Source organism: Pelovirga sp. (assembly GCF_059864205.1).
Genome location: NZ_JCBCBS010000197.1, coordinates 14,387 through 35,576, shown reverse-complemented (window position 1 = coordinate 35,576; position 21,190 = coordinate 14,387). Strand labels below are relative to the sequence as shown.

The following is a 21,190-nucleotide window of genomic DNA, read 5'->3' as shown; positions in this document are numbered from 1 at the left end:
AATACAGAATCTACAACAAGAAAGGGGAAACCATGGATGTTTTTGATTTTGCAATAAAGATGGAAACAGATGCCGAAGCCTATTACCAGAAGCTGGCGCAACAGACCGACATAGAAGGCATCAGGAATATTTTCCTGGATCTGGCTGCTGACGAAAAAAAACACTTTGAGATTTTCAAATCCATGAAGGAACGCGCTGATATCGCTGCCATGAGGGACAGCGAGGCGTTGAACAACGCCAGAAATATCTTTGAAAAACTACTGCACGCCAAACCCACAGTGAGCGATCTTCAGCACAATCTCGAGGCCTATCAACATGCCATGAAAATGGAGGCCCAAGCGGCACGGGTCTATGAAGAAGCCTTGACCCATGAAACCAACCTCGAGGTGAAAAAACTGCTCCAGCGCGTCATTGAAGAGGAGCAAAAGCATTACAACATCATTGAAAACCTGTATGACTTCATCAACGCACCCAATGAGTACCTCGCGTGGGGAGAATTCAGCAATCTTGAGGAGTTCCGCAATTTCGGTCGCGACACTGACGTCTGAACCATCCCGGCATAAGGGTGATGGTTGCCGTCGCCTTATCACCTGTAGTTTAAATTTTCGACGCAGGTTCGCACAAGGAACAGCCTGGTGCAACAAAAGCCGTCTTGGTGGTATGTGTATGCCTCTTTGGCACCATACCTGATCGTTACACGTATCTGTTAACAACCGATCGTAAAGGAGGCCTGGACCATGGGATTCGCACCCTCAGCTATGCAATTAACAAGTAGTGCATTTAAGAACTCTGGTGACATTCCAACCAAGTACACCGGTGAAGGAGTAGATGTTTCACCCCCTTTGGCCTGGACTGATGTGCCTGCCGACACCAAGGGCTTCGCTGTCATCTGCCATGACCCGGATGCACCGCTGGTCTCCCCCAATGGCACCTATGGCTTTGTTCACTGGGTGTTGTATAACATCCCGGCCAAGGTGCACAGCCTGGAAGAAGGGGCATCGACATACACTCAGGGGCAGAACAATTTCGGCAACGCAGGTTATGGCGGTCCCATGCCACCGGAAGGCCACGGTACCCATCAGTACTATTTCTGGATCCTTGCGCTGGATAAAACGACAGAGTTGCCCGAAGGGTTGAATATGTGGCAATTGCTGGAAGAACTTGAGCCACATATTATCGGCATGAACCGACTGATCGGAACCTATAAACGAGGGTAATGGGAAGCGCAGGGGGCTAATTGGTAAGTTTCTGATCCGGAAACGAGCAGTTTTTCGCAAGGTCAAGGAAATCAAGGATTTGTACGGAGGCGGAGTGCTTTGCGCCGCACAAGCAACATCGAAGATTGACGCGAAGTTTGCCGAAAAGGGGTGTTCTCGGACAGAAACTAGTTGAACTGCCTGACATATTCATACATGGCAATGGTCGCAGCGTTACTGACATTCAAACAATGGATCGAGCCGAACTGGGGAATCGCCAGAGGTTCAATGTCTGCATAAGAGTCCTGACCGAAGCTGAAACCGAACTCCTCATGGCCGAAAATAAAAGCGCTTCTGGCAGGAAAATCAACCTCGTACAAGGGGGTTTCGGCGTCTGCCCGGAGTTGAAAAAAACGGTAACCCTGATTGCTGAGCAGCCGGTAACAGGCAGTAAAATCCTCATGAAACACAGCCGGCACCTTGCGGAAGGAGCCTTTTGCTGGAGACGGATCAAAGGGACCGATATTGATCAGGTGGACGGCAGCAGCACCGAAGGCCTCGGCACTACGGAAGATCTTGGGGACATTGAAGCCGGCCTTGAGCTGGTCGAGAAGCAGGACAAATTCGTGAGGTCCGGGCTGCGCCAGAACATTTTTCTGCCGTTCCTTGCGATAGCGCGTCAGCCAGGTCCGATCCCGCTTAGTGCTCACCTTATCCGTTCCTCCTTGACCGCGCTCATAACCAGAGCCGCGCACCATCGTACAGCAACTCCAGCTCCAGCTGATCGGCGCGCTCCAGCAACTGCGGTCCGAGATGGCTCAGCACCAGCCTTTGGGTGGAAAAACGCTCTTTCTCACGCAGCAGGGTGACATAATCGAGGTGACCTGGAGTCGGCTGGTCATAACTGAAACATTCGCAGACAAACAGATCGCTGCCCTGTGCCAGCAACGGCAACTGCTCGGTCCATTCAGTATCACCGCTGTAACTGACGCTGCGTCCGCCGATCTCAACCCGGATCCCCAACGCCTGCGCGCCACCGCCGTGGACAACCGGCACGCAGCTGATGCGGGCACCCTGAACAGCAACTGCCGCAGCAGAATCCAGAACCCGGTAAGTGACCGCAAAACCGAGACCATCTGCGAGGACTCCCGGATAAAGGGCATTGAATACCTGTTCAACCCGCTGCTGCAGACCTTCCGGACCAATGCAAAGCAGCGGACGGGTACGGCGGTGCAGATATTTACCGGCCAGCAGCAGATAAGGGATGCCGCCAAAGTGATCGCCGTGAAGATGACTGACGATCACCACATCAAGTTGGTCGGCGTGGATGCCGCAGCGCATAAAACCGGCCGGGCTGGATGCGCCGCAGTCGAGGAGAAACTGTGCTTCGCCCCAAGTAAGATGATAGCAGCTGTGCAAGCGACCACCGGAATGGAAGGCATCGCCGCTGCCGACACAGGTGACGATCAGTTCAATGGGAGTGACGTTGGTCATCAACGAATCCGTTCATTGCCCGCGCGCACTACGCACCAGAGCGAGAAACTCGACATAATTGTTGACATCGCTAACTTTTTCGCGGATTTCGCCAACCTTGAAGGTTGCCGCGATATCAGCAAGGATTTCCAGCTGCACGCCGTCATCATCATGGGGGGCGAGAATCAGAAATATCACCTTGGCGGGAACCGCATCCGGCGCATCAAAATCGATGCCGGCGCGTGACAATCCAACCAGAACCAGCGGCTCGCTCAGCCCCGCCAGGCGGGCATGCGGAACAGCGACCCCCTGGCCAATACCGGTCGACATCATTTTTTCCCGGGCATACACCGCCCGGGTAATTTCTTCGGACTTTTTATCTGTCAAGGGACCGGCCAGTTTGGCGAGTTCATGAATGGCCGCCCAGCGGTCGCTTGAATCGAGCCGGAGGATAAAGCCTTGCGGTGGAAAAAAATTCACAAAACGTCTGGCTTTTTTCAGTCGCAGTACCTGCTGCATCAGTGGCCCGCTGAGTAACGAGGTGACCAGAGCCATCACCACCAGACTGACAAACACCTCCTGGGAAATCAACTCAAATTGCAAGGCCAGCACACCCAGAATAATCCCCATGGTGCCTTGCGCACTCATGCCAAAACTGACGCCCAGGGATTCGCGCATTGGCAGTCCGCCCAGACGCGCCCCCAGGGTGCTTCCGAGTATTTTGCCGGACATGGCCAGCAACAGGATCACCAGCGTCAACCACAGATTAAAGTTGTCGACAAAGTTGACCCTTAATCCGATGCTGGCAAAAAACAGCGGGGCAAAAATGAATGAGACAAACTGTTCGATGGTGGTGCGGGTACGTTCGTTCAGATGTTTTGAATCACCCAGGGCGACACCCGCAAGAAACGACCCGAAAATGGCGTGAATACCGATCCATTCGGTAAAAGCGGCAGCCAGCAAGCAGAAGGAAAGGGCAAAACCGAGGATGCCGCCCGGCCAACTGCTGTGGGCCTGAACCCAGGGGAGAAGATGATTGAGCAGTAGCGGCATCACCATGATCATGACCAGCACAAAGACCAGGGTCATGCCGATAGTATAACCCAGGGGCATCACCTGCCCGACACCGAGCATGCCCAGCACCACGGCAAAAACCAGCCAACCGAGCAAATCGTTGAAAACCGCGGCCGCAATGATCGTAACCCCCAGATCACTGCGGTAAATGTTGAGATCCATGAGAATCTTGGCAATGATCGGCAAAGCTGAAATGGAGAGGACTGTTGCCATAAACATGGCGAAAGCGAGAGGGTGAGCCCCCTGCTGGAAGCCGAGCAATCCCGGTGCCCACCAGCCTGCCATAAAACCAAATGCGAAAGGGAAAAACATCCCCAGCAAAGCGACATAAAGCGCAACCTTGCCCTGACGCCACACCGTTGACAGGTCAATCTCCATCCCTGCCACCAGAAGAAACAAGGTAATCGCCAGGGTAATCAGCCCGTCAAAAGCCAGGGCACCGCCGCCGGACAGGGGAAAAAGAAAAGCACTCCAGTGCGGAAACAAGGTCCCGAATACCGTTGGCCCCCACAATATACCGGCCGTTATTTCGCCGAGCACGGCAGGCAGGCCACTGGCGCGCGCCAATTCCCCCAATAATCGGGCAGAGGCAAGCAGCACTCCAAGAGCCAGAAACAGAGCGGTGATCTCAGTGTGGGAGAGTTGGGACATGCAGCCAATCTCAGCGTTAAGGGACAGAAAAGGGCAGCCTGTGGCTGCCCTTTTCTGCTCCACTGTTATTTAACTGAACCGTGAGAACAATCTTCAATTCTGCAGAAACCGCTCGGCAGCTTTGGCTTGCTCACTGGCAGGGTAGCTATCGATCAGTTTGCGCATGGTCGCCCTGGCGTTCTGCCCGTCGCCGAGGGCATTAAAGGCCAACGCTTGTTTGTACAGAGCATCCGGCGTTTTACTGTGGCGCGGATAACGGCTGATCACATCCTGAAACTGGAGGATCGCCAGCTCAAATTTTTTGTCACCATACATGGCTTCGCCCGTCCAGTAGAGGGCATTGACATAGAGATCGTGATGCGGATGATTCCGGGCAAAAGCCTCCATCTGATTGCGACCACGGACAAAGTCGCTACCATCAAGGATCAGCCGCAAGGCTTGCTCATACTGCTGTTCCGGAGTCTGCTGCGGTATTTGCGCTATTTGCGGTTGTACCGGCGCGGCGCTTGCTGCAGCAGCCGTTACGCCCCCAGCCTCCAGTTCCTCAATGCGACTGGTCAGGGAATCGACCTGCAGGTTCAAATCATCCTGAATCAGGCGCAGCTCCTGGGCAAGATCGCGCTGCTGTCGCCCCAGATCGTCAATTAAGCCATTAACCGAATGAAACTCGACGCGCATGTTATCGAGGCCTGCCTGCATTTCCGCCACCTGTCGCTGCAAGCCGGTGCCATCTGTTACTTCTGCCTGCGCCGTCTCAGACTGCTGAACTTCCAGTTGCGCCAGCCGTCGCTTCATCTGTTCGAGGTCCATTTCCATACGCAGCTGGGTCTGGCTCGGGGGGACACAGCCGCCTATCAATAACATCAGCATTATAGCCAAGGCTAAACGCATTTTTTCCTCCTGCTGCAACTAAAAAGGCCGCTCATCATGACAATGGGCGGCCTTGGTCCGTCAAATGGACATATTAGCGGGAAATCTTGAATTCTGCCCGACGATTCTTGGCCCAGCCTTCCTCGTTGCGCTCCAAGGCGATGGGCATTTCCTCGCCGTAGGAGATGATCCGCAGACGATCTGCGCCAACCCCGAGGGAAACCAGGAAATTGCGGGCAGAAATGGCACGACGCTCACCCAGTGCCAGGTTGTATTCATCGGAGCCACGCTCATCGGTATGCCCTTCGATCAGCACATTGACCTGGGGAGCGGCACGCAACAGACCGGCATTGTTAACCAGAATCTGCTTGGCCTCTTCGGTCAGGTCGGATCGGTCGAAATCAAAGTGAATGCGCTGCAACCCGGCAGCGGCGGCGCGGCGCGCCTCGGCAGCGGCTTCTTCAGCAGTCAAAGCCACACGGGTATCAGTAATGGGCGTTTCCTGCACCGCACGTACCGGTTGCTCAACAACAACCTGGGTCGGCTGTGCCGGAACAGTTTCCTCAACAACGGGTTGCTTGGCACACCCGACACTAATAAACATCACAGCAGAAACAACAACCAACAAACGAACAACAGACAAAAATTTCATACCCAACCGCTCCTTTCGCATATGCGAGAAATGATGATAAAGCTATTTTATAATTAATCAAAGATAGCATTATACAATAACGCTATAGAAAAACAACAATGATCGCTTGATCGGCAAATTACCAGCGCCCTGACCAGGCTGGATGCGACGCCCGGTCACCGGCAGCGGCAATGCGCCTGGCGCCACTGCCATCGGCGCGCATCATCCACAGCGATTTTCCGCGGCCATCATCATGGGAATAGACCAGAAAGCGTCCGTCGGGGCTCCAGCGTGGATGCTCCTTGCTACCGCCACCAAAGGTGACTTGCCGCTCGTCACTGCCGTCAGGATTAATAGTGAAGAGGTTGAAGATCCCATTTTCCATACGTGAAAAGACAATCCGCTCGCTCTTCGGATTCCACGCCGGAGTGGCATTGTAGCGCCCGTCATAGGTCAACCGCCGTACCTCGCGGGTGTGAATGTCAACGATAAAAATGTGGGGATTGCCAAGCCGATCCGAGACAAAAGCGATACGATTACCGTCCGGCCCCCAGGAAGGGTCAACATCAATGGCGTAGTGGTTGGTCAGGCGCCGCAACAGGGTACCATCGGTACCGATCAGATAGATCTCGGCATTGCCGTCTTTTGACAGGGTCAAAGCAATCTGCCGTCCATCCGGGCTGTAACGGCCGCTGATATTCAGCCCCTGCTGGAACGACAGGCGCGATTCCTGGCCGGTGTACACTTCCTTGCGGAACAGGTCGGGGTTTTCCTGCTGGTAAGAAGTAAAAGTCAGCTCTTTGCGGGTCGGTGAAAAATCGGGATTCAAAACGATCGAGCGATGATCGGTCAAACGCACCGCACCATGACCGTCAACATCCATCAGATAGAGTTCCTTGTTCCCGGTCTGTTCGGAAACATAGGCAATTTTGGTGGCAAAAGGCCCGCTTTCGCCGGTTAACTGCTCTAACACCTGATCGGCAAAGGTATGAGCGATCTTGCGCACATCGTTGCGCTGACCGACATAGCGCCGACCGGTGAGCAGCCGTTGACTGGTAACATCGTAAAGGCGCATATCTACAGTCAACTGCTCGCCACTGAGCTGGTAGCCCCCCTTGATCAGCAACTCGCTACCAAGGACACGCCATTGGGGGAAATTGACATCGCTGCGTTGCAGGCCAAGCTGCCTGGCATCACTTAAAAATGCAGCGGGGTCAATAAAACGAAAGAGCCCGGAAAATTCCAGGTCGTATTCCAGCACGCGATCAAACTCTGCGGCAATCTCCGGATGGGCTGTGGTTATCGGCAGAATCCGGGTCAGGGCCAGAGGAATCGCCTGCTGCCCGGGCGAACTGATCTCGATACGGCTGGCAACAGCGGGACCGGCAAAGATCAGGGTTGGAAAAATAACGATAAACAGACGCAACAATAACTTCATCAATCCAGCATCTCCTTGAGATTGAAGGTAATGGTGAACTCCATGGTCTGGGGCAACGGCTGGGGCAGTTGCTGGGAACGGGTCAGGGCACGCACCAGGGATTCATCAAAGGCGGCATGGCCGGAGCGACTCACCCAGCTGAAACTGGTTCGGGTGCCGGCCGCATTGTAGGTGACACGAACCACCGCCTCCGGATTACCGACTGCCAGACCGCGTGGGAAGTTCCAGTTTTGACGGATAAATTCCTGGACATAGGCGGGGGCACTGACCCCGGCCTCACTGCCGCGACCGTCGGGCATACCGACCGGTGCGTTGGCAATGGGAGACTGGGGTGCCTCAGCCTGCGCTCGTGCAGCTGCCCGCAACGCATCAAGACGCGCCTGGCGCTCGCGCTCATCCTCTTCCCGTTGGCGTTGCGCCGCCATTTCCGCCAACCGCTGCTCACGCCCGCGATCTTCCAGCCGGCGCTGCTGTTCGGCCAGGCGCTGACGTTCAGCTTCCTCACGCTTGCGTTGCTCCTCGGCAAGTCGACGTTTCTGGGCTTCATCGCGCTTACGTTGTTCTTCAGCCAGACGTTTCTTCTCAGCTTCATCGCGCTTGCGCTGCTCCGCAGCCAGGCGCTCTCGTTCCAGTTCTTCCGGGTTCGGCCCGGGAATCAATTCCGCTTCGGGTTCAGGCGCGGGTTCAGGAATCGGCTCCGGTTTCCGCAGCGCAGCAGTAGGGGCCGGTTCCGGTGCCGGTGGTTGCGGTGCTGCTTCGGGGCGACCGGCCTGCGGATCCAATACCGGTGCATTGACCAGATTAACCCGGTACACCGGCGGTGCAGCAACCGGGGCACGCTGAAAAAAAGGGGTCATATAGAAAGCAACCAGCAGCAGATGGAGCAACACCGACACACCCAGCATTTTGAAAAAGTCGGTTTCCAGTCGCGGCGGACGGCTGTACTTTCGGTTAGAACGCAAAGGCGTCATGGCAGATTCAGTCTTCCGGCAAACGGGTAACCATCCCCAGCTTGTCGACCCCGGCCTGTTTGATGGCTGCCATTACCTGCACCACCAGTCCATAGGCAACAGTCTGATCCGCTTCGAGAAATACCTGCAGATCGGGACGATTCTGCAGCGCCTGGCGGACAACCCGCTCAAGACTGCCGATCCCCTCAACGTCAGCCCGATCAACACTGATCTGGCCGTTGCGCTGCAGCACCACCACCATCGGCTCAATATCCGCCGGCAATCCGGGAGTCTGCTGAACCTGAGGCAGATCGATCTCGAGCCCCTGATCGAGCATCGGCGCGGTGACCATGAAGATAATCAGCAGCACCAGCATGACATCGACAAAGGGGGTGACGTTGATATGCGCCATGGCGCTGCGGCGGGGACCGCTACGTCTGACATCCATGCTATTTGCCCCGCTCCATGCGCTCGAGAATGTTCAAAAATTCCTGGCTGAAATTGTCCATTTCACCAATCAGTTCATTAACCTTGTTGAGGAAGTGATTGTAGCCGATAACCGCCGGAATCGCCGCCGCCAGGCCAATGGCGGTAGCGACCAGAGCTTCAGAAATACCCGGGGCGACAACCGCCAGGGAGGCGCTACCGGTCTGACCGATGCCGTGAAAGGCATCCATAATCCCCCAGACCGTACCAAACAGACCGATAAAGGGGGTAATGGAGCCGGTGGTGGCAAGAAAGGTCAGGTATTTTTCCAGCCGCTGGGTTTCCTGGGTCGTCGCACGGCGCAGGGCACGGGCGACGATGTCGGTACTCGGCATGCGGCTGGTGAATTCTTCTGCTGCTGTTTCATCAGCCGGGCGTTTTTTCAGTTGCAGCAATTCATGATACCCCTCACGGAAGAGGCTGGCGACAGGGGAATTGCTGAATTCCTTGACCCCCTGGCCGATCAGATCAAAACGCTTCTTGCTCCAGAAAAAATCGAGGAAGCGGTCGGTCTCGGCCATGGCTTTACGCACAACCGCCAGTTTGTAAAAAATGATCGCCCAGGACACCAGGGAAAAATATACCAGAATAATCAGGACACTTTTAACCACCGGTCCGGAACTTAATACGAGTTCGAGCAAGGGAGACTCTCCTGTTTTTATGTAGATGTTTGTCAGATTTTTGCCGCTGGATTATCCGGCAGCGCATCTCTTCAAGTCAAGTTGTCGACGACGGTATCGGGACTGTGTTTTAGCCCCTTTTTGATATGAATCGCTGTTGACGAGTGGGGCGTGCGTGTCACCAGACGCAACAGGGCGGGCAGATCATCAAGATCATCCCATGGCTCGAGCAGTATCGAACGCAACCCCAGTTGAGTTGCTTTGGCCAGGGTTTGTTCAAGAACCTCACCGGTACTCCAGGTCATTTCCTGGAACAGCTGCGCATGGTGGGTCGTTTCACCGACCAGATAAAAACCGCCATCGAGGGCCGGGCCATGAACCAGATCGGCACCCTCCAGGGCGCTGAAGGCCTGTTCGATCCGTTCCAACGGCAGATCAGGGGCATCGCTGCCGATCAGCACTGCTGCTGCATAACCTGCGCTAAGCCAGTCTGACAAACACTGTGCCATGCGCGCGCCCAGATCGCAGCCGCGCTGGGGCACCAGGGTAATGCCGGGAAAATTTGTGGCAAACCAGCTTGCCTCGCCACTGTAGCAGATGGCCAGCTCGCAGTTGGACAGTGTGCGCATGCGCGTTACCGTTTCCTGCAGGCACACCCGATAGAGGTCCGCAGCCTGCTCAGGCGTCAGGGGTGGACAAAGACGGGTCTTGACCATGCCGGGTATCGGTTGCTTGGCAAAAACCCCTAAAATCCGCTTTTTTGTCGCGTCGGAATGGCACTTATCCACTTTTTCCACAGGCTTATCCACAGATCACCGTGCCGCGCGCTCAACCATGGCATAGGCCGAATGGTTGTGAATCGACTCAAAATTCTCACACTGGATACTGAACCAACCAATCTGCTCCACCGCGGCCAGCTTTTCGGTCACCGCCCGCACCATGTCCTCAACAAACATCGGGTTGTCGTAAGCACGTTCGGTCACCGCCTTTTCATCTTCGCGTTTGAGCAAAGCATAGACCTCACAACTGGCACATTCCTCGACCCAGCGGATGAGATCCTCGAGCCAGATATGCTCCCGGTAACGTACGCGCACCGTCACCAGGCTGCGCTGGTTGTGGGCTCCACGCTCACTGATTTCCTTGGAACAGGGGCACAGGGAGGTCACAGGGACCCGCGCCTCAAGCATGAAATCAAAGTCCTGCGCCAGGGTGCCGATCATGCGACACTGGTATTCGAGCAGCCCGCGGGCACCTGACACCGGCGCGCGCTTTTCAATAAAATAGGGAAAGTCGAGCTCCAGATGGGCACGATCAGCGCCCAGGCGGTTTTTCATCTCCACCAGGATGGTCTCAATATTATCAGTACTGATCTCGCCGTGATAGAGGTTAAGTACCTCAATAAAACGGCTCATGTGGGTGCCTTTAAAGTGCGCCGGCAAATCAACATACATATTGACCCGCGCTACTGTGTACTGGCGCTCGCGATATTTATCCTGAACAACAATTGGATAACGAATATCCTTGACACCAACCTTGTCAATGGGAATTCGGCGCTCGTCGGGGCTCTGCTGCAGATCGGGCATCTGCCGGCGCATGAGAAATGAGTGATCAGGATGCATAGGTCAGTGGATCCTCCTGGTTGATTTCGGCGAAGCCTTTCAAGCGTAATCGGCATGAATCACAGTGGCCGCAGGACAGCCCCGCCGGGGTCGGGTCGTAGCAGGAATGGGTCAGGCGGTAATCAACACCAAGGTCAAGACCACAACGAATAATCTCCCCCTTGGTCAGATCGATCAGCGGTGCCTGAATGCGGTAGCCTTGCCCCTCAACCCCGGCCTTGGTGGCCAGATTGGCCAGTTCCTGAAAAGCGCAGATAAATTCCGGACGGCAGTCGGGATATCCGGAATAATCCAAGGAATTGACCCCGATATAGATATCACCAGCTCCCAACACCTCGGCCCAACCCAGGGCAAAGGAAAGGAAAATGGTGTTGCGCGCCGGCACGTAGGTAACCGGAATGCCACCCTTCGCCGGGGCATCCTTGGGAACGGCAATATCGGCCGTCAAAGCGCTTCCCCCCACCAGACGCATATCGATATCAATCACCAGATGTTTGACGGCACCGATCAGCGGCGCATATTTGCGCGCCTTTTCCAGCTCAACGGCATGACGCTGACCATAGTTGAAGCTCAAGGCATAGGGAGTAAACCCCTGCTCTTTGGCGATGGCCATGCAGGTGGTTGAATCGAGGCCACCACTATAAAGGACGACGGCCTTTTTCATGATGTCACCCGATAAGGTGCGCCATGCACCTCATAAAAGTTGCCCGTACCGAGGCGATGAATCTTCAGCAGATTGGTAGTTCCGGGGGCTGACACCGGGCTACCCATGGTAATCACCACCACATCGCCGGGCTTTAACAGCCCTTTTTCAAGTACGACTTTCTCAACCGAGGCAATCTGCGCTTCCGTATCCCCCTGAATATCTACGCGCAGGGAGCTGACGCCGCGATACAAGGCGAGATGGCGACGCACCTGTTGGGTCGGCGTCACCGCATAAATCGGCAGGGAAGGGCGGTACTTGGCCACCAGGGTCGCGGTACTGCCGGTCTGGGTAAAGGCGAGGATTGCCGCTGCGCCCACATGCTCCGCCGCCTGGCAGGCCCCCTGACCAATGACATCAGGGATATTCTGGTGAACCGTCGCATGCTCGAGCTTGAAGGAGCGTCGTGGATTCAGGTTCTGGTCGGCTTCGACATCATGGGCGATGCGGTTCATCACCTCAACCGCGGCCACCGGAAACAGACCGGCTGCAGTTTCCCCCGACAGCATCACCGCATCGGTTCCATCGAGAATGGCATTGGCAACATCGGAGGTTTCGGCGCGGGTCGGACGCGGATTGCCGATCATGCTTTCGAGCATCTGGGTAGCGGTAATCACCGGCTTGCCGGCTTCATTGCACTGGCGGATAATCCCCTTTTGGATCAACGGCACCTGCTCTGAAGGCAGTTCAACCCCGAGATCACCGCGCGCTACCATCACTCCGTCGGTAGCCGCGAGAATGTCGCTGAAGTTGGCTACCGCTTCCGGTTTTTCAATTTTGGCAATCACCCGAATCGGGGAATGGTGATCAAAAATAATCTGTTTGAGCTGACAGATCTCTTCCGCCGTGCGCACAAAGGACAGGGCCACCCAGTCGAGTTCCTGGGCGATGGCAAACTCAAGATCAACGTAATCTTTGGCGGTCAGAGCCGGGGTCGAGACCTTGACGCCGGGCAGGTTGATCCCTTTGCGGTCTTTTAGTTGCCCCCCCTGCTTTACCACACAATGAACCTCTACACCATTGCTGCGCACCACTTCGAGTTCCAGCTGTCCGTCATCCAGCAAAATCCGATCACCGGTCTTGACGTCACCGGGCAGATCCTGATAGTTGGTCGGGATGATGCCGTCACTCCCTTCAACGTCAACAGTGGTGACGATCACCTCCTGGCCACGAGTCAGGGTCTGGGCACCGCCGCGCATCATGCCGGTACGAATTTTCGGCCCCTGAAGATCACCAAGGATCGATACTGCCTTGCGGTGTAATATCGAAAGTTCACGAATCTGATCAATCCAGACACTTTTCTGCTCCAGTTCACCGTGGGAAAAATTCAACCGGAACACATCTACCCCGGCTTTGAGCAGGTTTTCGAGCTGCTCACGCTCACCACAGGACGGCCCTACCGTGGCAACAATTTTGGTATGTCGATACATCTGTTCCTCCAACACAAAGTACTAATATTATGTCTATTGCAAAAAATCGCAGTGGCTGCAACCTGGAATCCCTGATAACCGCCGGATACTAACCTGCCGGATCCTGTTGCTCCCCCCAGACACCCATGGTATATATTCGCATTGATCTTTCGGTGGTCACATAGGTGCCGGCCAACAAAACCAATTTTTTGCATACAAGTCTATAACAATAACATGAAGCGTCTGCTAACATACCTTTTTTTCGTTGTTCTCGCCACACCCCTGCTGGTCATTGCGGTACTGCTCGGTGCCTACTTTTATATTTCCGCAACCTTGCCGCAGGTCGACTCACTGGCAGACTATCGTCCGCCACTGATTACCACCATTTATGCTGACGACGGCACGGTGATTGCCGAATATTCCCGCGAACGACGTTTTTTGGTGTCCTACGATAAAATACCGAAAACCCTGGTCCAGGCATTTGTTGCCGCCGAAGATGCCGCCTTTTTCAAGCACCAGGGAATCGATTTTGTCTCTATTATGCGCGCCGCCATCAACAATATTAAAGCGGGAGGTATTTCCCAGGGGGGCAGCACCATTACCCAGCAAGTGGCCAAAACCATGCTGCTGACCCCGGAGCGCACCTTTACCCGTAAATTCAAGGAAGCGATTCTCGCCTGGCGCATGGAGCAGGCCCTGACCAAGGAAGATATCCTCTCTATCTATCTGAACCAGATCTACCTCGGTCACCGTTCCTATGGGGTCGAAGCGGCTGCCCGCAGCTATTTCGATAAAAGCGTTGAAGAATTAACCCTGGCCGAGTCGGCCATTCTCGCCGGGCTCCCCCAGGCGCCGAGCCGCTATTCCCCCTATCGCCATTATCAGCGCGCCATGGATCGTCAGAAATATGTCCTCGGGCGCATGCTTGAAGAGGGCTTTATCACCCCGGCCGAGCAGCTTGCCGCAGAGGTCGAAGAGGTGGTGATTACCCCGCGACTGAACACCCTGCTCGACGTCACCGCCTATTTCAACGAACAGGTGCGCCGTTATCTTGAACAGCGCTTCGGTGAGGATCTTCTCTATACCGGCGGCCTCCAGGTTGAGACCAGTATTAACCTCAAACTGCAACAGGCAGCGCAGCATGCCGTCAAACAGAACCTGCGCGCCCACGACAAGCGCCGCGGATTTCGTCCCGTCGAGATTGTCCTTGATGCAGCCGCGCAGACTGAATTTTTAGCCGCTCAGGTTGAGGAATTTGCTGACCCCGGGCTAGAAGCTGGTTCAGAATTCCAGGCTCTGGTCATCGGTCGCGATGGTGATCAGATTCTCTGCCACATCGGCGATCGTACTGGTACCATCTCTATCAGCGCCAGCGACTGGGCCGGCTCTATTGAAGTGGTTGCCGGCGATAGCGAACCGGTCGGCAACGCCGACGGTGGTCGCGTCACCCGTTTGCCCATTGGTGCCCTGATTGATGTACGGATCCTCAATACCACTAACAAAACGCTGGAACTGGCACTGGAGCAGGAACCTCTGGCCCAGGCGGCCCTTGCCGCCATCGATCCACGCACCGGTCAGATCCGTGCCATGGTCGGTGGTTATGACTTTGGCAAAAGCCAGTTTAATCGGGCGATCCAGGCCCGGCGCCTGCCCGGCTCGGCATTCAAACCTCTTATTTATGCCGCCGCCCTTGATCGAGGCTACACTCCGGCCAGCATTATTCTTGATACTCCTCTGATCTACGAAAACCGGCTTGTTGACACCGGTGACATAGAAGAGTGGAAACCACGGAACTACGAAGAAAAATTCCATGGGCCAACCCGCTTCCGCGATGCCCTGGCCCTGTCGCGCAATGTTGTAACCATCAAAATTCTTGAAGATATTGGTGTTGGCTACGCTGCCGGCTATGCTCAGAAACTGGGAATCGAAACGCCCCTGCAGCGCGATCTGTCCATGGCTCTCGGCTCAACGGCCGTAACCCCCATGGAACTGCTCACGGCCTATACGGTCTTTGCCAGTGGCGGCATCCTCTTGCCGCCAACCTACATTACGCGGATCCGCGACCGGGACGGGCGCATCCTCGAATCCATCGATCCAACCGACTTTGCTACCGGTATGGCCGCCGATCAGCGCCTGATCCGCCAGGCCCCGCGACGGGTGATCTCACCGGAAACCGCCTACCTGACTACTAACATCATGGAAAGTGTGGTCCAACACGGCACCGGGCGTCAGGCACGAGTGCTGAATCGTCCGTCCGCAGGGAAAACCGGCACCACCAATGACCTGAAAGACGCCTGGTACGTCGGCTATATTCCACAACTGGCCGCCGTTTCCTGGATTGGCTATGATGAGGAACAACCCCTCGGCCGCAGCGAGACTGGCGGACGTGCCGCCCTGCCGGCCTGGATCGCGTTCATGCAGGAAGCGATCAAACTGTATCCGGTCGAGCATTTCCCCGTTCCGGACGCCATCGAATTCTTCCCCATCGATCGACAGAATGGTCTACTCGTTGCGGAAGACTATAAGGATGCTTATTACGAAGCCTTTTCTCCCGGCACTGCACCAACCCGCATGAGCAGCGAGCCGCAGTTCAAGGCACGCGACTTTTTTCGTCTGGATCTTTAAGCGCCGGCCCTCTATAACGATACAATCCACCTCTTTTGCCCACTCCAGCGCTATTGTCATTAAGCTGTTTTGTGCTATAAAGCCACAGTTTAGTCAATTTCCCTGCGGATATGCGTAAATCTAAAAAACCGATCTTCAGTCATTTTCAAGGAGGAAAGAGATGCCAAGTTTCGATATTGTCTCCAAGGTTGATCTGCAGGAGGTCGATAATGCCGTCAATCAGGCGATCAAGGAGATCACCCAGCGCTTTGATTTCAAAGGAACAGTCAACGAACTGGAACTGGAAAAGGATGCCCTGAAGATTCTCGCTGCTGACGAATACAAGCTCGAAGCGATCAAGGATATCCTCATCGGCAAGCTGGTGCGCCGCGGTTTGTCCCCCAAATGTTTTGACTACGGCAAAATCGAACCGGCATCAGCGGGTGCCGTGCGCGTGCGGGTCACCATCATCCAGGGGATCAGCAAGGAAAAAGGCAAGGAAGTCGTCAAGCTGATCAAGGACACCAAGCTCAAAGTGCAGGCCCAGATCATGGAAGATCAGGTGCGGGTTACCGGCAAAAAAATTGATGATCTGCAGGAAGTGATGCAGTTCCTCAAGGGGCAGGACTTAGGGATTGAGCTGCAATTTGAGAATCTGCGCTCCTGATTTTTTGTATCTGTTCAGCACAGGATCGAGAATCCTATGTCAAGGGACGCTTTTCGTCATCCATGACCGCTTGTTGTCGCCGTCCATGGCGACGAACACCCTTCGCACAGGATCCCCGATCCTGTGCGAAGGACAGCAGCTGAATAGTTACGATTTTTTTATCTTTCCGGCAGTCTCTGTCGAATCTGTTGTTAACCTCTGCTGGTGGAAATCTGCATGTCCGTGAATACACTCAATGTCAGTCTGGTCAGCCTCGGTTGCCCGAAAAATCTCGTTGATGCCGAGGTCATGCTTGGCCATTTGCCCGCCGAGCGTTTCAACATCGTTGTCGAAGAGGATCAGGCCGACATTATTATTGTCAACACCTGTGCCTTTATTAATGATGCCAAGGAAGAATCGGTGGACACCATCCTCGAGGTGGCCGAACACAAGCACAGCGGACGCTGCAAGTTACTGATCGTTGCCGGCTGTCTGCCCCAGCGCTACCAGGAGCAGCTACAGGAACAATTACCCGAGGTCGATCTGTTCATCGGCACCTCGGAAGGGGCTAGGATCGTTGAACTGATCGAACAACAGCTGCAGCTGTCGACCCCCAGCAGCACCATCGGCGTCCCCGATTTTCTCTATGATCACACCACACCGCGGGTTAATTCCTCGCCGGCTTACAGCACCTACGTCAAAATCGCTGAAGGCTGTTCCAACCGCTGTTCCTATTGTGTGATTCCGCAGCTGCGCGGTGATTTGCGTTCGCGCAGTATCGACTCGGTGGTGACCGAGGTGCGCTCCCTGGTGGCGAACGGGGTCACGGAAGTGAACCTGATCGCCCAGGACATCACCGCTTTCGGTCACGACCGCAACGATGGGGCAACCCTGCCCGGGCTGTTGCGCGAACTGGTCAAGATCGACGGTCTGGTGTGGCTGCGCCTGCTCTACGCCTACCCGGAAGGGATCAGCGACGAACTCCTCGACCTGATCGCCGGCGAAGACAAAATCTGTAATTACCTCGATCTGCCGTTGCAGCATATTGATGACAGTATTTTACACCAGATGAATCGCCGCCTCGGCGAAGAAAGAACGCGCGCGCTGCTGACCCGCATGCGCGAGCGGATTCCCGAACTGACCCTGCGGACCACCTTCATCGTCGGCTTTCCCGGCGAGACTCGTGAGCAGTTCGACAAACTGCTGCAGTTTGTCAGTGAGGGACACTTTGAGCGCGTCGGCGTATTCCGCTATTCGCGCGAAGAGGGGACCAGCGCCGCCGAGTTGCCTGATCAGGTGGCGGCACAGACTAAAACCTCGCGTTTCAAGCGCCTGATGAAAGCCCAGGCGCGGGTATCCTTCCAGAAAAATCGCGCCCTGATCGGTCAGATTGAGGAGGTGCTGGTCGAAGGCTACAGTGATGAAACCGACCTGCTGTTAAAAGGGCGCAGCCGCCGCCAGGCCCCGGATATCGATGGCCACTGCCTGATTACCGCCGGTCAGGCAAATATTGGCGACTATGTGAAGTTGCGTATTACCGATTCTTCCGATTACGATCTTATTGGTGAAATCTGCGACCCTGCAGGCAAATGACACAGCAACCGGCAACACCAAAATGGAACACTCGTTTTTACAATAAAGGAGACAGCCATGAAAGTCGTCCTCCCCGTCGCCGGCAAAGGAACGCGCTTGCGTCCCCACACCCACACCAAAGCCAAATCGCTGGTCAAGGTGGCCGGCAAAACCGTCCTTGAGCATATCGTCGAACGCCTCAAGGTTCTGGATATCGATGAGTATATCTTTATCACTGATGAAAATGGCGCCCAGGTTGAAGCCTTCATGGCCGAGCACTTCCCGGAGCTGTGCTGCAGCTATCAGGTCCAGCAACAGCGCCTCGGGCCGGCTCATGCCGTTGCCCTGGCAGCGCCTTCCATCCAGTCGGGCGATGATCTGCTGGTGGTCTTCAACGATACCATCTTTGTTACCGACCTGAACCGGATCGATCAACTCTGTAGTGATGCTGATGGCCTCATCTATTCCCGCGAAGTCGAAGATTATCAACGCTTCGGGGTCAACGTTATGGATGGCGACTACATTGTTGACATGGTAGAAAAGCCGGACACCCCGGTTTCACGTTTAGCCCAGGTCGGTCTCTATTATCTTAAGGATGGTGCCGGTTTTATTGCCGCTATCGAGGCTACCATCGCCGCCGGTGATACGGTCAAGGGGGAATATTATCTACCGGCTGTCTTCATGCGCATGATGGCTGAAGGAAAAAAATTCAAGGCTCCGCAGATCGATGCCTGGCTCGACTGCGGCAAACCTGAGACCCTGCTCGAAACCAATCGTTATCTGCTTGAAGGACGTCACCATATTCATGGTGAGGTGGATGATTGTGTGCTGATTGAACCGGTTCATGTAGAGCGGGGCGCGCGTATCCGTCATTCGATTATCGGACCCCACGTCTCTGTGGCTGCCGGTAGCGAGGTCGACTTCAGTACGATCAGCGACTCGATTATCAATGCCGATTGCAAGGTCAGCCACATGAGCCTTAATCAGTCGCTGTTAGGCGACTCGGTTACCCTGATCGGGGCGCCACGGCGCATGAATATCGGCGACCATTCCCTGATCGTGATGGATCAATAACCAGCGGTATCATCTTAACCATGGAATTAACGTCCTACCTTCCATATCTGATCCCGCCTCTGCTTGGGGCACTGATCGGTTACGTCACCAATTATATCGCCATCCGTATGCTGTTTCGCCCATTACGGGCGTGGCGGCTGTTTGGGTTGCGCGTTCCCCTCACCCCCGGCATTATTCCAGCTAAACGCGGTGAACTGGCACGGCGCATGGGAGAAATGGTCGGGGAGCACCTGTTGACAGCGAGCGATGTCGGACAGGCGCTGGACAAGGAATCCATTCAACTCGAACTACGGATGACAGTGACAGAGAAACTCAGCCAGCTGCTGGATCGTCCCAGCGGATCCCTGGCGAGCCTGGTACCGGAGCATTTTCGTGGGCGCTTCGCTGAAATTGTCCTGCTGGCCCAGAGCAAGTTCGCTGGCTTATTATCGAAATATCTCGCCAGCGATCAGTTTGCCGAGCAGCTGCGCAGCTTTTTGCGCGACCAAGGGGAACAGTGGCTTGAGCGCGACCTTGGCAGCCTGCTGACCCCGGAGCGCAACCGCGCCTGGCAATCCCATCTCGATGCCCGCTATACCCGTCTGTTCCAATCTCCGGCGACCTCAGCCCTGGTCGGTCGCGCCGTTGATCGCAAGGTCGAGCAACTGCTGTTCAGCAAACGACCGTTACGTGATCATTTACCGGCGGAGCTGATCGAGGTGCTGCTGGCCCAACTGGAAAAAGAGCTGCCACCGCTGATTGAAAAATTTGGCGACATGTTCCAGGATCCGGTCTTTCGCGCCCAGTTGGTGAAAAAGGGAAAGAAAGGGATTGACGGTTTCCTTGATTCTCTGGGCGGGCTCGCCGGCCTGCTCAGCGGCTTTATTGACCTGAAAAAGATCTATGCAAAAATTCCCGAATTTCTTGATCGCGCCGGCGATGAAATCGCTATCTGGTTACGTCAACCGCGTACCCGTGAGCAGATGGCGGCCCTGCTGCACCAGCGCATCGACCAATGGTTCGATCGCCCGGTGGCAAGCTTTACTGAAAACATTTCCGCAGCAAAAGTCGCCGGAGCTCAGGCGTTCATCCGTGAACAGGTGGTGACTCGATTACAATCACGCTCAACGATTGATACGGCGCTGGTGTTGACGGAAAGTGCCGTGGATCGCATCAAGGATCGCCCCTTTAGCGAGCTGTTGACAGCCGTCTTACCTGGCGACGGACTCAACCAGGGAGTCGACCGGATGGCTGATCAGCTGCTTGAAACCCTGCGCTCAGCACAGATGCAACAGGTGCTCAAACGGATGATCAGTGAACAGACTCAGATATGGGTTTATCAGAAGCCCCTTGGCGTGATTGCCGAACGCTTTCCACAAGATCTGCGCCGTGAGATCGACATCTCCGTGTGCCGGCTGGTGGAAGAGATGCTCAAACAGGAAGCACCACGCCTGGTCGAAACCCTCAATGTCCGACACATGGTCGAAGACAAGGTTAATCGCCTCGACCTGCTTCAGGTCGAAGACCTGCTGATGGGAGTGATGAAAGAGCAGTTCAAGTACATCAACCTGTTCGGCGCATTGCTCGGCTTTCTCATCGGTTGTGCGAATCTGCTGCTATTGACCCTGCTCCAAGGGTTGTAAGACCCTCGCTATACAAACCGAGACACCCTCTATAATTCTTGAAATGGATAGATTTATGAACAAGGCAACCTTTGCTGCCGGATGTTTCTGGAGTGTTGAAGAAAAGTTTCGTGTGTTGGAGGGTGTCATCGGCACCGACGTTGGTTACATGGGAGGCAGCATCGAGCACCCCACCTACGAACTGGTTTGCAGCGGCGCCGGCGGTCACGCCGAGGTGGTAGATCTCGAGTATGATCCGGCGCGCATCAGTTATCAGCAGTTGCTCGAGCGCTTTTTTGCTCTGCACAACCCCACCAGCCTCAATCGCCAGGGGTGGGATATCGGTAGCCAGTATCGCTCTGCCATCTTCTACTACAACCCAGAGCAACACCAACTTGCGACTGAGATGAAAGCGACTGTTGACGCCTCGGGTCGCTATGACGATCCGGTCGTCACCGAGATTGCTCCGGCGACGACCTTCTGGCGGGCGGAGGAATATCATCAGCGCTACATTCAAAAAAAATCACAAATGTAGCAAGAAAAACAAGGGATTAGATATCTTTTCTTTATCTT

At 55.1% G+C, this 21,190-nt stretch carries 21 protein-coding genes; 8 read left to right on the top strand and 13 right to left on the bottom strand.

The genetic code is table 11. The features are described from left to right. Positions 1-32 precede the first annotated feature (32 nt). Positions 33-548, top strand: coding sequence for a ferritin family protein (locus AC6F7T_RS12585; RefSeq protein ID WP_500719340.1), 516 nt, complete (start codon positions 33-35; stop codon positions 546-548). 189 nt (positions 549-737) lie between these two features. Beyond that, the gene (locus tag AC6F7T_RS12580) at positions 738-1,217 is read left to right on the top strand and encodes a YbhB/YbcL family Raf kinase inhibitor-like protein (protein WP_500719338.1); all 480 of its coding nucleotides are present in this window, start codon (positions 738-740) and stop codon (positions 1,215-1,217) included. A gap of 167 nt (positions 1,218-1,384) precedes the next feature. Here AC6F7T_RS12580 and AC6F7T_RS12575 read toward each other — a convergent pair whose 3' ends face one another. The 13 genes from AC6F7T_RS12575 to pyk all read right to left on the bottom strand — a co-directional run bounded on the left by AC6F7T_RS12575 (position 1,385) and on the right by pyk (position 13,141). Further along, positions 1,385-1,906, bottom strand: a complete 522-nt coding sequence (locus AC6F7T_RS12575) for a TrmH family RNA methyltransferase (RefSeq protein ID WP_500719336.1) — start codon at positions 1,904-1,906, stop codon at positions 1,385-1,387. A gap of 25 nt (positions 1,907-1,931) precedes the next feature. Next, positions 1,932-2,690 (bottom strand): MBL fold metallo-hydrolase, encoded by a 759-nt coding sequence (locus tag AC6F7T_RS12570; protein ID WP_500719334.1) that lies wholly within the window; start codon positions 2,688-2,690, stop codon positions 1,932-1,934. A 12-nt stretch (positions 2,691-2,702) separates the two neighbouring features. Then, a complete protein-coding gene (locus AC6F7T_RS12565) occupies positions 2,703-4,394 on the bottom strand; it encodes a cation:proton antiporter domain-containing protein (RefSeq protein WP_500719332.1) in 1,692 nt (563 codons plus the stop codon). Between the two features lie 93 nt (positions 4,395-4,487). Continuing rightward, positions 4,488-5,285, bottom strand: coding sequence for a tol-pal system protein YbgF (ybgF, locus tag AC6F7T_RS12560; RefSeq protein WP_500719330.1), 798 nt, complete (start codon positions 5,283-5,285; stop codon positions 4,488-4,490). A 73-nt stretch (positions 5,286-5,358) separates the two neighbouring features. Continuing rightward, a complete protein-coding gene (gene pal / locus AC6F7T_RS12555) occupies positions 5,359-5,916 on the bottom strand; it encodes a peptidoglycan-associated lipoprotein Pal (protein WP_500719328.1) in 558 nt (185 codons plus the stop codon). Positions 5,917-6,034: 118 nt separating this feature from the next. Then, positions 6,035-7,333, bottom strand: coding sequence for a Tol-Pal system beta propeller repeat protein TolB (gene tolB / locus AC6F7T_RS12550; RefSeq protein ID WP_500719327.1), 1,299 nt, complete (start codon positions 7,331-7,333; stop codon positions 6,035-6,037). Beyond that, on the bottom strand, positions 7,333-8,304 hold the full coding sequence (gene tolA / locus AC6F7T_RS12545) for a TonB family protein (RefSeq protein ID WP_500719325.1): 972 nt from the start codon (positions 8,302-8,304) through the stop codon (positions 7,333-7,335). The genes tolB and tolA overlap by 1 nt, the downstream gene beginning before the upstream one ends. Before the next feature lie 7 nt (positions 8,305-8,311). Beyond that, positions 8,312-8,731, bottom strand: a complete 420-nt coding sequence (gene tolR / locus AC6F7T_RS12540; protein ID WP_500719324.1) for a protein TolR — start codon at positions 8,729-8,731, stop codon at positions 8,312-8,314. A gap of 1 nt (position 8,732) precedes the next feature. Next, complete coding sequence (gene tolQ, locus AC6F7T_RS12535; RefSeq protein ID WP_500719322.1) at positions 8,733-9,410, bottom strand: protein TolQ; 678 nt, start codon at positions 9,408-9,410, stop codon at positions 8,733-8,735. A gap of 71 nt (positions 9,411-9,481) precedes the next feature. Beyond that, entirely contained in the window at positions 9,482-10,186 is a 705-nt protein-coding gene (locus AC6F7T_RS12530; RefSeq protein WP_500719321.1) for a TIGR04282 family arsenosugar biosynthesis glycosyltransferase, read from the bottom strand. Between the two features lie 15 nt (positions 10,187-10,201). After that, a complete protein-coding gene (gene folE2 / locus AC6F7T_RS12525) occupies positions 10,202-10,972 on the bottom strand; it encodes a GTP cyclohydrolase FolE2 (RefSeq protein ID WP_500719356.1) in 771 nt (256 codons plus the stop codon). A 25-nt stretch (positions 10,973-10,997) separates the two neighbouring features. After that, positions 10,998-11,675 (bottom strand): 7-cyano-7-deazaguanine synthase QueC, encoded by a 678-nt coding sequence (gene queC, locus AC6F7T_RS12520; protein ID WP_500719354.1) that lies wholly within the window; start codon positions 11,673-11,675, stop codon positions 10,998-11,000. Continuing rightward, positions 11,669-13,141 (bottom strand): pyruvate kinase, encoded by a 1,473-nt coding sequence (gene pyk / locus AC6F7T_RS12515; RefSeq protein WP_500719319.1) that lies wholly within the window; start codon positions 13,139-13,141, stop codon positions 11,669-11,671. Before pyk ends, queC begins: the two co-directional genes overlap by 7 nt. Before the next feature lie 213 nt (positions 13,142-13,354). Here pyk and AC6F7T_RS12510 point away from each other — a divergent pair, with 213 nt between their 5' ends. From AC6F7T_RS12510 to msrA, 6 genes are all read left to right on the top strand, one after another. Further along, positions 13,355-15,745, top strand: a complete 2,391-nt coding sequence (locus AC6F7T_RS12510; RefSeq protein ID WP_500719318.1) for a PBP1A family penicillin-binding protein — start codon at positions 13,355-13,357, stop codon at positions 15,743-15,745. A 160-nt stretch (positions 15,746-15,905) separates the two neighbouring features. After that, complete coding sequence (locus AC6F7T_RS12505; RefSeq protein ID WP_500719316.1) at positions 15,906-16,391, top strand: YajQ family cyclic di-GMP-binding protein; 486 nt, start codon at positions 15,906-15,908, stop codon at positions 16,389-16,391. Positions 16,392-16,607: 216 nt separating this feature from the next. Next, complete coding sequence (rimO, locus tag AC6F7T_RS12500) at positions 16,608-17,963, top strand: 30S ribosomal protein S12 methylthiotransferase RimO (protein ID WP_500719314.1); 1,356 nt, start codon at positions 16,608-16,610, stop codon at positions 17,961-17,963. A 57-nt stretch (positions 17,964-18,020) separates the two neighbouring features. Then, positions 18,021-19,016: a sugar phosphate nucleotidyltransferase gene (locus AC6F7T_RS12495; RefSeq protein WP_500719313.1), complete on the top strand. Its 996-nt coding sequence runs from the start codon at positions 18,021-18,023 to the stop codon at positions 19,014-19,016. 20 nt (positions 19,017-19,036) lie between these two features. After that, positions 19,037-20,638: a DUF445 family protein gene (locus tag AC6F7T_RS12490; RefSeq protein WP_500719311.1), complete on the top strand. Its 1,602-nt coding sequence runs from the start codon at positions 19,037-19,039 to the stop codon at positions 20,636-20,638. 55 nt (positions 20,639-20,693) lie between these two features. Beyond that, positions 20,694-21,152 carry a peptide-methionine (S)-S-oxide reductase MsrA gene (gene msrA, locus AC6F7T_RS12485; RefSeq protein ID WP_500719310.1) on the top strand — a complete coding sequence of 153 codons (459 nt, stop codon included), beginning with the start codon at positions 20,694-20,696 and terminating at the stop codon, positions 21,150-21,152. Positions 21,153-21,190: the final 38 nt, after the last annotated feature.